Source organism: Pseudoxanthomonas sp. LjRoot206 (assembly GCF_056175725.1).
In genome coordinates this window covers 772,624-786,491 of sequence record NZ_JBGFFI010000002.1, presented here as the reverse complement: position 1 = coordinate 786,491, position 13,868 = coordinate 772,624, and the positions used below count along the sequence as shown (strand labels likewise).

General features: G+C 68.2%; 13 protein-coding genes. 6 read left to right on the top strand and 7 right to left on the bottom strand.

Annotated elements, in window-relative coordinates; genetic code table 11:
- Window positions 1–29: 29 nt before the first annotated feature.
- The gene (locus AC04MD_RS08360; RefSeq protein WP_475496817.1) at window positions 30–668 is read right to left on the bottom strand and encodes a lipase family alpha/beta hydrolase; all 639 of its coding nucleotides are present in this window, start codon (window positions 666–668) and stop codon (window positions 30–32) included.
- Window positions 669–776: 108 nt separating this feature from the next.
- The gene (locus AC04MD_RS08355) at window positions 777–3,875 is read right to left on the bottom strand and encodes a TonB-dependent receptor domain-containing protein (protein ID WP_475496816.1); all 3,099 of its coding nucleotides are present in this window, start codon (window positions 3,873–3,875) and stop codon (window positions 777–779) included.
- Window positions 3,876–4,041: 166 nt separating this feature from the next.
- On the opposite strand from AC04MD_RS08355, the gene AC04MD_RS08350 reads away from it, so the two are divergent.
- Genes AC04MD_RS08350 through AC04MD_RS08340 form a run of 3 tightly spaced genes read left to right on the top strand, consistent with a single transcriptional unit; the run spans window position 4,042 to window position 6,721 of the window.
- The gene (locus AC04MD_RS08350) at window positions 4,042–4,590 is read left to right on the top strand and encodes an RNA polymerase sigma factor (RefSeq protein ID WP_475496815.1); all 549 of its coding nucleotides are present in this window, start codon (window positions 4,042–4,044) and stop codon (window positions 4,588–4,590) included.
- Window positions 4,587–5,609, top strand: coding sequence for a FecR family protein (locus AC04MD_RS08345; RefSeq protein WP_475496814.1), 1,023 nt, complete (start codon window positions 4,587–4,589; stop codon window positions 5,607–5,609). The genes AC04MD_RS08350 and AC04MD_RS08345 overlap by 4 nt, the downstream gene beginning before the upstream one ends.
- Window positions 5,600–6,721, top strand: a complete 1,122-nt coding sequence (locus AC04MD_RS08340; protein ID WP_475496981.1) for a metallophosphoesterase — start codon at window positions 5,600–5,602, stop codon at window positions 6,719–6,721. Before AC04MD_RS08345 ends, AC04MD_RS08340 begins: the two co-directional genes overlap by 10 nt.
- Before the next feature lie 3 nt (window positions 6,722–6,724).
- Here AC04MD_RS08340 and AC04MD_RS08335 read toward each other — a convergent pair whose 3' ends face one another.
- Entirely contained in the window at window positions 6,725–7,552 is an 828-nt protein-coding gene (locus tag AC04MD_RS08335) for a cupin domain-containing protein (RefSeq protein WP_475496813.1), read from the bottom strand.
- 122 nt (window positions 7,553–7,674) lie between these two features.
- On the opposite strand from AC04MD_RS08335, the gene AC04MD_RS08330 reads away from it, so the two are divergent.
- The gene (locus AC04MD_RS08330; protein ID WP_475496812.1) at window positions 7,675–8,103 is read left to right on the top strand and encodes an organic hydroperoxide resistance protein; all 429 of its coding nucleotides are present in this window, start codon (window positions 7,675–7,677) and stop codon (window positions 8,101–8,103) included.
- 40 nt (window positions 8,104–8,143) lie between these two features.
- Entirely contained in the window at window positions 8,144–9,079 is a 936-nt protein-coding gene (locus AC04MD_RS08325; protein WP_475496811.1) for an alpha/beta fold hydrolase, read from the top strand.
- Window positions 9,080–9,355: 276 nt separating this feature from the next.
- Here AC04MD_RS08325 and AC04MD_RS08320 read toward each other — a convergent pair whose 3' ends face one another.
- Genes AC04MD_RS08320 through aspS form a run of 3 tightly spaced genes read right to left on the bottom strand, consistent with a single transcriptional unit; the run spans window position 9,356 to window position 11,942 of the window.
- The gene (locus tag AC04MD_RS08320) at window positions 9,356–9,844 is read right to left on the bottom strand and encodes a GNAT family N-acetyltransferase (protein ID WP_475496980.1); all 489 of its coding nucleotides are present in this window, start codon (window positions 9,842–9,844) and stop codon (window positions 9,356–9,358) included.
- 35 nt (window positions 9,845–9,879) lie between these two features.
- A complete protein-coding gene (locus AC04MD_RS08315) occupies window positions 9,880–10,176 on the bottom strand; it encodes a DNA primase (RefSeq protein WP_475496810.1) in 297 nt (98 codons plus the stop codon).
- A gap of 14 nt (window positions 10,177–10,190) precedes the next feature.
- Window positions 10,191–11,942, bottom strand: a complete 1,752-nt coding sequence (gene aspS / locus AC04MD_RS08310) for an aspartate--tRNA ligase (protein ID WP_475496809.1) — start codon at window positions 11,940–11,942, stop codon at window positions 10,191–10,193.
- 152 nt (window positions 11,943–12,094) lie between these two features.
- Between aspS and AC04MD_RS08305 the strand changes: the two genes are divergently transcribed.
- Complete coding sequence (locus AC04MD_RS08305; RefSeq protein ID WP_475496808.1) at window positions 12,095–13,012, top strand: DUF3011 domain-containing protein; 918 nt, start codon at window positions 12,095–12,097, stop codon at window positions 13,010–13,012.
- Between the two features lie 201 nt (window positions 13,013–13,213).
- On the opposite strand, the gene AC04MD_RS08300 is transcribed toward AC04MD_RS08305, so the two are convergent.
- Window positions 13,214–13,825 (bottom strand): hypothetical protein, encoded by a 612-nt coding sequence (locus AC04MD_RS08300; RefSeq protein ID WP_475496807.1) that lies wholly within the window; start codon window positions 13,823–13,825, stop codon window positions 13,214–13,216.
- Window positions 13,826–13,868: the final 43 nt, after the last annotated feature.

Sequence of the window (13,868 nt, the reverse complement as noted above, 5' to 3'; positions counted from 1 at the left end):
CGCGGATTATACGCGCCCCCGTGCAGCCGTCAGTCCTGGCCGTCGAACCGCCCTTCGCGCAGGAAACGGGCGGCCTGGCGCGCGGCAGCGGCGGAAAACACCAGCCCGGTGTGGCTGGCCGGCACGATGCAGTGCGCGGCCAATCCCGGCAGACGGGTTTCGGCCAGTCCCACGGTGCCGTCGGATTCGCCATCGAAGCGCGCAAACAGCCGGCCCAGCCCGCGCGCCACGTTGCCGGCCACCATGCCCACCGGCACCGCGCCCGTCCACGGCGGACAGCCCGCCTGCAGCAGCGCGCCGCTGCGGCCCAGCACCGGCGCCGTCCACCGTCGACCGCCCAGGCTGCGGGCGGCATGGCTGCCGCACAGCGGCGAGCCCAGGCAAACCATGCGCTGCACGGGCAGGCCGGGCGCGCGACGCAGCGCTTCGATGCCGATCAGTCCGCCCAGGCTGTGTCCGACCAGGTGGACTGGCGGGCCGTCCTTGAGCTTTTCGATGAGTGCGGCGATGGCCGGCTCCGGGCCGCCCAGGATGCTGGGGTAGCCGAACACGTCCACCTCGAATCCTTCCGCGCGCAACCGGCGTGCGAGCGGCGCGAGCCAGGATTTCGCGTTCCAAATGCCATGTACCAGCACGACACGCGTCGTGGACGCCGAAGAGTCTTCCATGCCGCCAGTGTCGGCCAAGTCGTACGGACTTGACCAGCGACCTCCCCGGAACGGAAACGGCGCCGGGTTTCCCCGGCGCCGCATGGGTGCGTCCCCCGTGCGCCGGGATCAGCGGAACGTGTACTCGAACTGCACCGCGACTTCACGCCCGATCGGATTGTAGACGTCGTAGAAGTACGGGAAGCTGCTGTTGGTCTCGTCCTGCGGGTGCAGGTTGTTGAACACGTTGTTGACGTAGAACTTCACCTGCGCCTTGTCGGTGATCCGCTTGCCGACGTTCGCGTTCCACAGGTAGTGAACGCCGGTACGCCCTTCGCCGCCGAACTTCGGCAACGTGCCATAGCGCGTGGTGAACAGGCTGGCCGTCCAGTCGCCGCCCTTCCAGTCCACGCCGGCGGTGGCGCGGCTGCGGAAGTCGAGGTTCTCCGCGTCGTCGCGCCAGTCGCTGTCGACCGGGTCGGTGGCGGTGATCTGCCGCTCGGACCTCAGCGTATGCGACCAGTTGAGGCGGACGTTGTAGCGGCCGAAGCGCTCGGTATTCCAGCGCCAGGTGAGCCCGGCATCGATGCCGGCCACGCGGCGGAACGCCTGGTTGATGGGCAGCGAACGCACCTCGGCCACCCGTCCGATGGTCTGCCCGTCCTCCGGGCGCCGCGTCACCAGGCCGGTCACCAGGCCGCAGTACGCCGAATCGGCCGCGAACCCGAACGGCTGGCCGTTGAGGCTGCGGCCGGTGCGGCAGCCCGCTTCGTCGGCCAGGATGTCGGCGGTCGCCAGGCGCTCCAGCGCGCCGTTCAACTCGATGTCCCAGTAGTCGGCATTGATCGACAGGCCATCGACGATGTCCCACACGACGCCCGCACTCCACGATTTGCCGGTTTCCTCTTCCAGATTCGGATCGCCGCGGGTGACCGAGAACATCGAATAGCTGTAGCCCGAGCAGCCCGGATTGGCGCCGGCGGCGATGCAGCGCCACGTATCGGTGACGGTGCCGAAGCTGCCGCTGCCCTCGCTGAATACCCAGTGCAGGTCGGGCGCCTTGAAACTGGTCGCATAACTGCCGCGGACCAGCAGCGACTCCAGCGGCCGCCACTCCAGACCGGCATTCCAGGTCTTGGCATCGTCGACGGCAGTGATGTCGTCGTACTTGTCGAAGCGGCCGGCCAGGCTGGCCTTCAGCGTGTCGGTGATCGGAACGCTGAACTCGATGCCTGCCGCGTAGCGATCGCGCTCGCCGCCGCCATTCGTGCCGGTGAGGTTGTACAGCTGCACCACGCCGGGCTGCACGCGCGGATCGCTGTCCAGCTGGTAGCCCTGCTGGCTGGCCTCCAGCACCACCGCCATGCCCACCGGACCGGCGGGCAGATCGAACAGGTCGCCGGTCACCACGAAGCTGCCCGTCGTCACCCACGACTCCGCCTCATAGCGGGCGACGGTCGAAATGGACGCGTACTCCGCCGGCGTCAGCGGGCGCAGCCAGCGATCCAGGTTCATGCGGTAGATCGGCACCCCATTGGGACGCGTGCCCTGCTGCGGACCGAAGAAGAACTCGTTGACCAGGTTGCCCACCATGCGGCGGCGCGTGCGCTGGAAGTCGTACTCCGCGCGGCTCAGTGTGGCGTCCCAGTCGAAGCGGTCGCCGAGTCTTCCGCGCAGGCCCACGGCGAGGTCGAACGAGCGCTCTTCGTAGTACTGGTTCATGTTCTCCACGCCGCCGAGATCCACCGGCGTGAGCAGCCGCGTCGGACCGATGACGGCGCCGAACTGCGGATCGTAGAAGTCGCCGCGACGACCCACGCCATCGGTGTGGGGACCGGTGATGCTTTCGAAGCCGCCCAGCGACTCGGCCTTGGAATCCCAGATCTGCGCGGAGGCCCAGCCTTCCAGCGTGTCGCTGAAGTTGTAGGTGCCGAAGAGGTAGGCCGCGGCTTCGTTCTTGCCCTTGCTCAAGTGTACGTAGCGCTCGTCGTTCCAGCTGCCGCACGCATTGCCCAGCGTCTGCACATTGCCGCCGCTGATGCGGCGGTAGGTCCAGTCGACCAGTTCGTCGCCCCAGCGCTGGCAGGTGCCGGCCGGCAACGCGATCAGCGGATTGCTGCTGCTGGTGCCGCCACGACGGATGCGTAGGGCCGCCGTCGGATCGATGCCGAGACGCGGATCGGCCGCCGGGTTCTGCCGCAGGTCCCAGTCGTCGCGCTGGAAGCCGTACAGCATCTCCTGGTAGTAGTACTGGAACGCGTAGGTGACGCTCCAGTCCTCACCCGCCCTGCCGCCCGTCCATTGCGCGTCGATGCGGTCTCGCCCACCCATCGTGCTGGTGCCGCCGCGCAACTTGAAGACGTCGCCCTCGTAACCGCGCTTCATCACCACGTTGACCACGCCGGACACGGCATCGGCGCCATAGATCGCCGACGCGCCACCGGCCAGAATCTCGATCCGTTCGACGGCGCCGGACGGAATGTTGCCGAAGTTCTGGAAATTGCTGCGCCCCTCGTAGGGGAACGGATAGTCCGCCGCGCGACGACCATCGATCAGCAGCAGCGAACGGCCGGGGCCCAGGCCACGCAGGTTCAGCGGATGCGCATTGGCCGAAAAACCGCCCGACAATTCGGTTTCCACGGCACCGCCGGCCATCACCAGCGTTTCGAGTGCCTCGAAGACGGTGGCGTGCCCCTCGTTTTCCATCTGCTGCGCGGTGATCACGGTCACCGGCGAGGGGCCTTCGATCTCCGCGCGCTTGATGCGCGAGCCGGTGACCTGCACAGCCGCGAGATCCTGCGTCGCGGACGGATTCTCTGAGGCAGCCGGAGCAGGCCTGGGTGCCGGCGGCGGCGCTTTTGCCGGCGCCTGGGTCTCCTGCGCGCGGGCCACGGTGATCACGCCACCGCGCGTGCTGCGATGGGTCAACCCGCTGCCGTCCAATACCTTGTCGAGCGCCTGGTTGACGGTGTACTGCCCCGTCAGCGTCGGCGCGGTGCGGCCGCGCACCAGGTCCGGCGGCACCATGATCTGCACGCCCGCCGTCTGCGCCACGCGGTTGAGCGCATCGCCAAGCGGCTGGCTGCCGACCGCGAACTGGTGCGTCGACGACGCCTGCGCGGCGGACACCGGCGCCATGGCGATCAGCGATGCGCCGAGGGCAGCGGCGAGCGCAAGTGAGATGACGGTGCGGCGATGCGGCGTGGCGCGGTGCGTGGTGGCTTTCATCAAGGCGTCCCCCTAGGACGTGCTGGGAAATGTGAGATATCGGATGGCGATCCCCTTCAAGGCAGACGCACCGCATCGGCGATCCCTCAGCGTGTTGTGAACGGTTGCGTCGGACGATGCCTCCGCTTAATTTCTCCGGGCACAGCTGCCTCCGGACACTCGCCGCGTGAACCCCATTCCAGAACGCCACGCCGGTGACGACGAGCCTGCGGAAACCAGCCAGGGCCCTGCAGCGTCCGACGCACAACGCTTCCGTCCGATGCTGCTGCGGTATTTCCGCCGCCACCTGCATCACGAAGCAGATGCCGAAGACCTGGCCCAGGAAGCATTGATGCGCCTGGTGCGTTCACCTACCCGGGTGGAGCACGCCGAGTCCTATGTCCTGCGGATCGCGGCCAACCTGCTGCGCGATCGTTTCCGCCGCGACCGCAGCCACCACGCGGGCCAGCACGGCCCGATCGACGACACGCTGCATGAGCTGCCGAGTGAGGAACCCGGCACGGACGACGTCTACGAAAGCAGGGAGCGGCTGGAACGGCTGCTGTCGGCGCTGGACGAACTGTCGCCGCGCTGCCGGCAGGTGTTCCTGCTGCAACGCTACGAAGGCATGACCTACACCGCGATCGCGCGGCAACTTCAGGTCAGCGTGAGTGCTGTGGAAAAACACATGATGCGCGCCCTGCTCCACCTGCAGACGCGCCTGGCGGAGCCATGAACAGACCGGACCTCACCCTCATCGATGGCGGCGACGGCATCGACCAGCAGGCGACACGCTGGTTCGTGCGACTGCGTGCCGACGATGTCAGCGAAGGCGAGCGCCAGGCGTGGCAGCGGTGGATGCAGGCCAGCCAGGCCCATCGCGACGCCTATGCGCGGATGGAAGTGCTCTGGTCCTCGTTCGGCGATTTCGCGGCATCGCCCGAGATCGGCCAGCGCATCGCCGACGCTGCCCGTCCGGCCACGGCGGCAGCGTCGTCACGCGCAGGCAGGACACGGCGACGCTGGCCCGCCGCGCTGGCCGCCACGGTCGCACTGCTGGCCATCGGCACGTTCACCGCGCTGCACCTGACTGCGCCGACCGAAGCCGCGTACCGGACGGCGGTCGGCGAGCGTCGCTCGGTACAGTTGGAGGATGGCACCCGCGTCGACCTGGACGCAGGCACGCAACTCAGCGTGCGCTACGACCGTGGCAGCCGCCATGTCGTGCTCGGACAGGGACGCGCCTTCTTCCACGTAGCCAAGGACACGGCGCGCCCGTTCGACGTCATGACCGACGCCGGCAGCGTCCGCGCCCTGGGCACGCAATTCGAAGTCTCGCAGGTAGCGGGTGCCGCCGACGTCGCGCTGTACGAAGGCAGCGTGGAACTGCGCGACAGCGCAGGCGCGCAGGCGCCGGCGCGCCGCCTGGGCGTGCTGGTGCCGGGCCAGCAGGCGCGTTTGTCCGCGGGGCGCATGCAGATGCGCGCCACGACGGTCACCGCCGGCACGCAGCCGGCGTGGCTCAGCGGGCGCCTGGTCTTCAGCGACACGCCGCTGGCCGAGGCCGTGGCCGAGTTCAACCGCTACAGCACGAACCGCGTGGAGCTGGCGGATCCGGCGCTGGGTGCGCAGCGCGTCAGCGGCGTGTTCCGCGGCGACGACGTCGACGGCTTCATCGGCGCACTCGGCGAGGTCTACGGCATTCCGGAACACCATACCGCCAACGGCACGCACGTCCTGGGGAAATCGCCTTGATCGGAAAGCACCTCGCGGCGTGGCTGGTCCTTGCCTGCGCATCGCCCGCCGTCGCGCAGGTGCCCGCCGGCACGGCCGCCACCCTCGATGATGGCCCGTATGTCGTCCAGCTCACTCCGCGCCGCTACGAAGCCCTGTGGGTCTGCGATGGCAAGGTCGAACGCGAGGCGCAACGGAAGCGGCGCCGGGACATCACCATCGCGCCGCGTTGCGGGTACGAACGTCCGGCGGTGATCCCCGCGCAGCTGGCCGACGCCGAATCGGTGCCCTACGACGGTGGCCGCATCGTCGCGCTGTCCGATATCCACGGGCAGTACGACTTGATGGTGAGGCTGCTGCGCGCGCACCACGTGGTCGACGGCAACGACGACTGGGCGCTGGGCCGCGACCATCTGGTCATCACCGGCGACGTGTTCGACCGCGGCGACAAGGTCAACGAGGTGTTCTGGCTGCTGTTCCAGTTGCAGCGGCAGGCGCATGCCGCCGGCGGCGCGGTGCACTTCCTGCTCGGCAACCACGAAACCATGGTGCTGTACGACGACCTGCGCTACGTCAATCCGAAGTACGGGGAGGTCGCGCGCCTGCTCGGCCGCCCCTACGCCGCGCTGTACGGCGCCGACACGGTGATCGGCGGCTGGCTGCGCACGCGGCCGGTGATGCTGAAGCTGGGCGACACGCTGTTCCTGCACGGCGGCGTCGCACCGGAGAACCTGGACCTGGTCGCCGGCATCGAGGCCACCAACACCGCGTATCGCGGTTCCTTGGGCATCGCCAAGGACACCGTGAAGGCAGACCCGGCGACGTCGCGTCTCTACGACGGCAAGCGCAGCCCGATCTGGTACCGCGGCTATTTCAATGGCGAGCTGGCGACACCGCAGGTGCAGGCGCTGGTCGACCAGCTGGGCCTGGCGCGCATCGTCGTCGGGCATACGACCATGGACGAAGTGGTGAGCTTCCACGGCGGCCGCGTGATCGCCATCGACAGCGGCATCAAACGCGGCGAATCCGGGCAGCTGCTCTTCATCGAGCACGGCCGGCTGACGCGCGGCCTGCTGGATGGTTCGCGCGAAGCGTTGCCCGAACGCCAGGTGGCGCCGGCCGACAAGGACTGACGGCTACGCGGCCACCTGCTGGCGTTTCCACTCGCGCGGCGACACGCCGCTGTGCGCCTTGAAGGCGCGCGACAACGCCGCCTCGCTGCCGTAGCCGACATCCGACGCCACGACCTTCAGCGGCTTGCCGCGGCGTAGCGCCTGCTGCGCCAGGCCCACGCGCCAGCCCTGCAGGTACTGCCCGGGCGTCAATCCGAGCGCGTCGCGGAAGGTATTGGCGAAGACCGTGCGCGACAGCCCGGCCACGCGCGCCAGGTCCTCCAGCGTCCAGTCCTTCGCCGGTGCTTCGTGCATGGCGACGATCGCGTTGCGCAGGCGCGGGTGCGACAGCCCGGCCAGCATGCCGCCCTTCACCTCGCCGGTCTCCATCAACTGGCGCAGCACCTGGATCATCACCACCTCGAACAGGCGGTTGACCAGCGCGGTGCGCCCGCAACGCTGGGTGAAGGCCTCTTCGAACAGCAGCGCCAGTACGTCCTCCGCACCGTGGAGGCTGGTCAGCGGCACGCAGACCACGTCCGGCAGCGCCGCGCTGATCGGGTTCTGCACACCACCCTCGAAGCGCAGGCTGGCGCAGGCCATGTCGGCCCCCCGTTCCGCATCGCTGACGAAGCGGTGCGTCATCGCACGCGGGTAGAGCAGCAGGCTGGGCGTATCGATGCGCAGCGACGTCGTGCCATGGAACACCTCCAGCGGTCCGCGCTGGATCAGGTGCAGTTGGCCGATGCCGGGCTCGGCCTCCAGCGTGTTGACGCCGCACAGGGCGCCGGCATGGAACACCTCTGCGCTCACGGAGAAGCGCTCCAGCAGGACGGCGAGTCGATCGACCATGACGGAACTCCTGATCAAGTTTTCAGGATTCTATATCACCTAACGTACGTCGTGGCGGCGCACAGTACGCCTCACCGGACGGCCACCCGCCGGACCACCCCGAACCCACCAAGGAAACCGCCATGTCCATCGAAAAGATCCTCTACACCGCCACCGCCACCGCCTCGGGCGGCCGCGAAGGCCAGGCCACCTCGTCCGACGGCGTGCTCGACGTCAAGCTGACCACCCCGCGCGAGCTGGGCGGCGCCGGCGGCGACGGCACCAACCCGGAACAGCTGTTCGCGGCCGGCTACTCGGCCTGCTTCCTGGGCGCGCTGAAGTTCGTCGCCGGCAAGCAGAAGGTCGCCCTGCCCACCTCCACCACCGTCACCGGCAAGGTCGGCATCGGCCAGATCCCCACCGGCTTCGGCATCCAGGCCGAACTGACCATCGCCGCCCCGGGCGTGGACCGCGAGCAGCTGCAGGCCCTCGTCGACGCCGCCCACATCGTCTGCCCGTACTCCAACGCCACGCGCGGCAACATCGACGTGACGCTGGTGCTCGCCGACTGAACTCCTTCCTGACCCACCACCTTTCGCAGGAACCGAACCCATGAACGCTTTCACCCGCACCCTCGCCGCCACGCTGCTGGCCGTCGCCACCCAGGCCAGCTTTGCCGCGCAGCCCACCACCGCACCGGTCGCCGTCGAGCGCAGTGCCAGCACCCTGACCACCGCCGACGGCGTGCAGCTCTATTACAAGGACTGGGGCCCGAAGAACGGCCCGGTCGTGACCTTCAGCCATGGCTGGCCGCTGTCGTCGGACAGCTGGGAATCGCAGATGATCTTCCTGGCTTCCAAGGGCTACCGCGTGGTCGCGCATGACCGCCGTGGCCACGGCCGCTCCAGCCAGCCCTGGGACGGCAACGACATGGACCACTACGCCGACGACCTGGTCACCGTGATCAATACGCTGGACCTGGAGGACGTGACCCTGGTCGGCTTCTCCACCGGCGGCGGCGAAGTGGCGCGATACATCGGCCGCCATGGCACCGGCCGCGTCAAGAAGGCCGTGCTGATCAGCGCCGTGCCGCCGCTGATGCTGAAGACCGCAGACAACCCGGGCGGCCTGCCGATCGACGTCTTCGACGGCCTCCGCAAGGGCTCGCTGGACAACCGCGCGCAGCTCTACAAGGACATCGCCTCGGGTCCGTTCTACGGCTTCAACCGTCCCGGTGCGAAGGTCTCGCAGGGCCTGATCGACAGCTGGTGGGCGCAGGGCATGCAGGCCGGCCACAAGAACACGTACGACTCGATCGCCGCGTTCTCGGCCACCGACTTCCGCGCCGACCTCAAGAAGTTCGACGTGCCCACCCTGGTGATCCATGGCGACGACGACCAGATCGTCCCCATCGACGCCTCCGGCAAGGCCTCCGCCGCACTGATCAAGAACGCCAAGCTGATCGTCTACGCCGGCGCCCCCCACGGCTTGACCGACACGCACAAGGACCGCGTCAACCAGGACCTGCTCGACTTCCTGCAGAAGTAATCGCAACACCGCAAACAGCAACGGCCGCGAACGCGGCCGTTGGCTTTTGATCTTCCCCTTCCCAATGCGCCAGCGAGCACATCAGACCCGGAGGGCGGCGGACAAGGATGTACGCCCTTTTCCGCCTCGCCAGGATGGCGAGTCGGAAAATCCCGGTAGCAACGGACTGATGGGATTGCTTCGTCGGGGAATGGCCTTTCTTTTGGTGACTTTTCTTTGGCCAGTCAAAGAAAAGTTACCCGCTGGCCCGCAGGGCAAGCGGAACGCTCTTATCGGTCAGGCAGCGGCGGAAGCCGCACGCCTCAGGATGAACTCATCATCCAGCGTCTTCCCCACCGCGAACTTGTACCCGCCGACCCGCGAGAACCCCTGCCGCTCGTAGAACCGCTGCGCGCCGAAATTCTCCGACCACACCCCGATCCACACCGTCCGCGGCCCGTCCTTCAACAACCACCGCTCGGCTTCCGCGAACAGCCTCCCGCCCCAGCCTCCGTTCTGGTGCGACGCCAGCACATACAGCCGCTTCAGCTCGCCGTCGCCCTTCGCCACGTCCGCATGCGGCAACCCGCAAGGGCCCGCCGCGGCATGACCGACCGCGACACCCTCGTCTTCCAGCAGCCACACCGCGTAATCCGGGTGGGCCAGGATGACGCGCTGCTTCTCGACCGCATAGGCGTCGGCAAGAAAGGCCGACAGATCCTCGGCCGGATACAGGTGCCCGAAGGTTTCGGTGAAGGTACGCGACGCCAGGTCCGACAGGACCATGGCGTCATCGACGGTGGCGCGACGGATCCGCACGCTTACGCGTCCTCTTCTTCCTCGTCGTCTTCTTCGTCCGCCTCGTCTTCCTCGTCGGCGTCCTCGTCTTCTTCCTCTTCGTACTCTTCTTCGTCTTCTTCGTAATCGTCTTCGCCGAAGTCCTCGCCGTCCCAGCGGCCCTGGCCGTCCGGCACGAAGGTCACCGCCATCGCTGCCGGCGACGTACCCACGCGTACCAGCCAGCCGCCGAACACGCGCGCGCGTTCCGTCACCAGGCCCGCATCGGCGCCTTCATTGCCCAGGCGTTCCCACTCCAGCGAAAAAGCGTATTCCGTCATCGCGTGTTTCTCTCTCAGTCTTTCTTCGGACGAACCTGGATATGCACTTCCGCCAGCTGCTCGTCCGGGATCGGCGACGGCGCGCCGGTCATCAGGCACTGGGCGCTGGTGGTCTTGGGGAACGGGATGACGTCACGGATCGACTCGGTGCCCGCCATCAGCGCGGCGATGCGGTCGATGCCGAACGCGATGCCGCCGTGCGGCGGCGCGCCGAAGCGCAGCGCGTCCAGCAGGAAGCCGAATTTGGCTTCCGCCTCTTCCGCGCCGATGCCGAGCAGCTCGAACACCGCGCTCTGCATGTCAGGGCGGTGGATGCGGATCGAGCCGCCGCCGATCTCGTTGCCGTTCAACACCATGTCGTAGCCGCGCGACACCGCCGTCTTCGCGTTGGCGCGCAGGTCGTCGATGTCGTCGACCGCCGGCGCGGTGAAGGGATGGTGGAGCGCGACGTAGCGCTGCGCTTCGTCGTCATACTCGAACATCGGGAAATCGGTGACCCACAGCGGCGTCCAGCCGTCCTGCACCAGGCCGAAGTCCTTGCCGGCCTTCAGGCGCAGCGCGCCCATGAAGTCGGAGACCTTGTTGTAGCCGCCGGCACCGAAGAACACGATGTCGCCGTTGCCAGCGCCGACGTGCTTCACCAGCGCGGCGAACGCGTCTTCGGCGAAGAACTTCTGGATCGGCGAGCTGATCGCGCCGGCTTCGTCGATCTTGATGTAGGCCAGGCCCTTGGCACCGTACTTCGCGGCGTGCGCGGCGTACTCGTCGATCTGCTTGCGGCTCAGCGACGCACCGCCCGGAATGCGCAGCGCGGCGACGCGGCCGTCCGGATCGTTGGCCGCCCCGGTGAACACGGCGAACTCGCTGGCCTTCACCAGCTCCGCCACGTCGACCAGTTCCAGCGCGATGCGCAGGTCCGGCTTGTCCGAGCCGTAGCGACGCATCGCCTCGGCCCAGGTCATGCGCGGGAACGGGTTGGCCAGCTCGATGTCCATCACGTCCTTGAAGATGTCGCGGATCATGCCTTCGACGGCGTCCTGCACGTCGCGCTCGCGCACGAAGGCGAACTCCATGTCGAGCTGGGTGAACTCCAGCTGGCGGTCGGCGCGCAGCGCTTCGTCGCGGAAGCAGCGCGCGATCTGGTAGTAGCGGTCGAAGCCGGCGACCATCAGGATCTGCTTGAACAGCTGCGGCGACTGCGGCAGCGCGTAGAACTCGCCCGGGTGCATGCGCGCCGGCACCAGGAAGTCGCGCGCGCCTTCCGGCGTGGCCTTGGTCAGGATCGGCGTCTCGATGTCCTGGAAGCCGCGCGCGTCCAGCCAGCGGCGCAGCGCCTGCACCAGCCGGATGCGGGTGCGCTGCTTGCGCTGCATGTCGGCACTGCGCAGGTCGAGGTAGCGGTACTTCAGGCGGATGTCTTCGCCCGGGTTCTCGTGGTGGTGGAACGGCAGCGGCTCGGCCTTGTTGAGCACGGTGATCTTCGTGGCGATCACTTCCACCTGGCCGGTGCGGATCTTGGCGTTGACGGCTTCGCGCGCGCGCACGACACCCTCGACCTGCAGCACGTCCTCGTAGCCCAGCGATGCGGCGACCTGGAACACCTCGGCGCTGGACGGGTCCACCGTCACCTGCACGATGCCCTCGTGGTCGCGCAGGTCGATGAAGCAGACGCCGCCGAGGTTGCGGGCGACGTCGGTCCAGCCGCAGAGGGTCACAGTCTGGCCGATCATGGCCTCGTCGACGAGGCCGCAGAAATGGGTACGCATGGGGAACTCCAGGGGGTCATCCGGCCACGGCCGGAAGGGGTGCGACGGCCGTCGGCCGTCCTAGCCGGCTAGTTTACCCGCTCCCCCGGCCGGCCTCTGCCCCGGATTAACATTCCCGGCGTATGCTGGCGCCTCCCCAGGAGGGTGCCGCCATGAACAAGCCGTTGTTGCAGTCCGTTTTCGTACTGTTGCTGGCCCTGGTGGCCGGCAGCGCCTTCGCCCAGATCGCGCCCAAGGCCTACGCCCCGGAGAATCTGCGCACGCTGTCCGTGCAGGACCAGACCCGGGTGATCAGCCTGGAGTACTCCGAGCAGTCCCGCGGCCGCCGCATCCCGGACGACCAGCTGCGGTTCTACCTGGACCAGGTCAACCGCTCGAACTGGACCTTCAGCCGGATCAAGCAGGACATCGCCCAGTCGCTGGCCGGCAACAACGGTGGCTGGAATCCCAACCCGCCGCCGTCGGGCGGCCAGGTCACCTGCGAGAGCAAGGACAACCGCCGCCGTGAGTGCCAGACCGGCTTCCGCCGCGGCGCCACGCTGGTGCAGAACCTGTCCGGCACGCGCTGCGTCGAGGGCCAGAACTGGGGCAGCGGCAACGGCATGGTCTGGGTGGACCGCGGCTGCCGCGGCCGGTTCGCCGAAGGCACCTCCGGCGGTGGCTGGGGCGGCGGTAGCGTGGTGACCTGCGAGAGCGCGAATGGCGCCTATCGCGAATGCCGCACCAACTTCCGCGGCCGTGCCACCGTGCAGCGCAACCTGTCGTCCACCCGCTGCACCGAGAACCAGAACTGGGGCCAGCGCCAGGGCATGATCTGGGTGCGCAGCGGCTGCCGCGCCGAGTTCCGCGACTCGGGCACCGGCTGGGGCGGCGGCAACAGCGACTACAGCGTCACCTGCAGCAGCGACGACAACCGCCGCAGGACCTGCGCGTACGACGCCCGCCAGGGCCGGCCGATCCTGTTGCAGCAACTGTCCAACACCAGCTGCCGCGAAGGCTACAGCTGGGGCTACGCCGGCAACCAGGTGTGGGTGGACCGCGGCTGCCGCGGTCGCTTCGGACCGCGCTGATCCGGTTACTCCGAGCTGGATTCCGGCCCCAGCCGGTCAGTGCAGGCCGGGATCCAGCGATCTGCCTCGACGGTTCCATGACGGAGCGTCTGCGCATGGCGCACGCTACGCAACTGATACGCGTCATCCCGGCGAAGGCCGGGATCCAGCGCCTTTGCTTCGATGCAATCCCGTGACCCGGCGTCGTGCGCGCGGCGCACGCTACGGCGTGGCGCCCCAGGGCGCCGGCGGCAACGCGACCGGCGCGGTGAGATCGAACTCCACCCGGAACAGCCGCCCGTTCGGCCGGCTCAGTTCGTAGACGAAGGTCTTCGCCGGCACCAGTTCCATCGCCCAGGTGTTGGTGACCGACGCGGCAAGCCCTTCGCGCTCGAACATCGCCACCGATTCCGCATCCACCGGAAACGCCTGGCGCTGCGTCGTGCCACGGTCGGCGGTATCGCCGCCGTACATGGTCACCGGATCGGAACTCCCATCCTCATGGCGATGATCGTGTTTGAGCCGGAGGCCGGTCGCCGTGCGCGTAAGCACCCACGTACGCGAATGGTCATCGCCGACATGGAACGGCACGCGGATCTCCTGCATGGGCGCATCGCATCCCCGCACGTGCATGACCAGGGGCTTGCCTTCGAACGGATCTGGCGTGGTCGACGCGGGCTGGTTGGCGGTGATGCGGCCGGCGTAGGCCTTGCCGCAATGCTGCGCCAACGATGCGAGGAACGTGTCGGCAGGTGCGGAGGACGTCGCGCCGGCGGGCAGCGCAGCGCCACTGGCGACGAACAGCGCAGCGAGCGCGATGAGGCTCTTCTTCATGGCATCCCTTCGTTGCAGGAAGGGATGCACCTTACACGGTCGC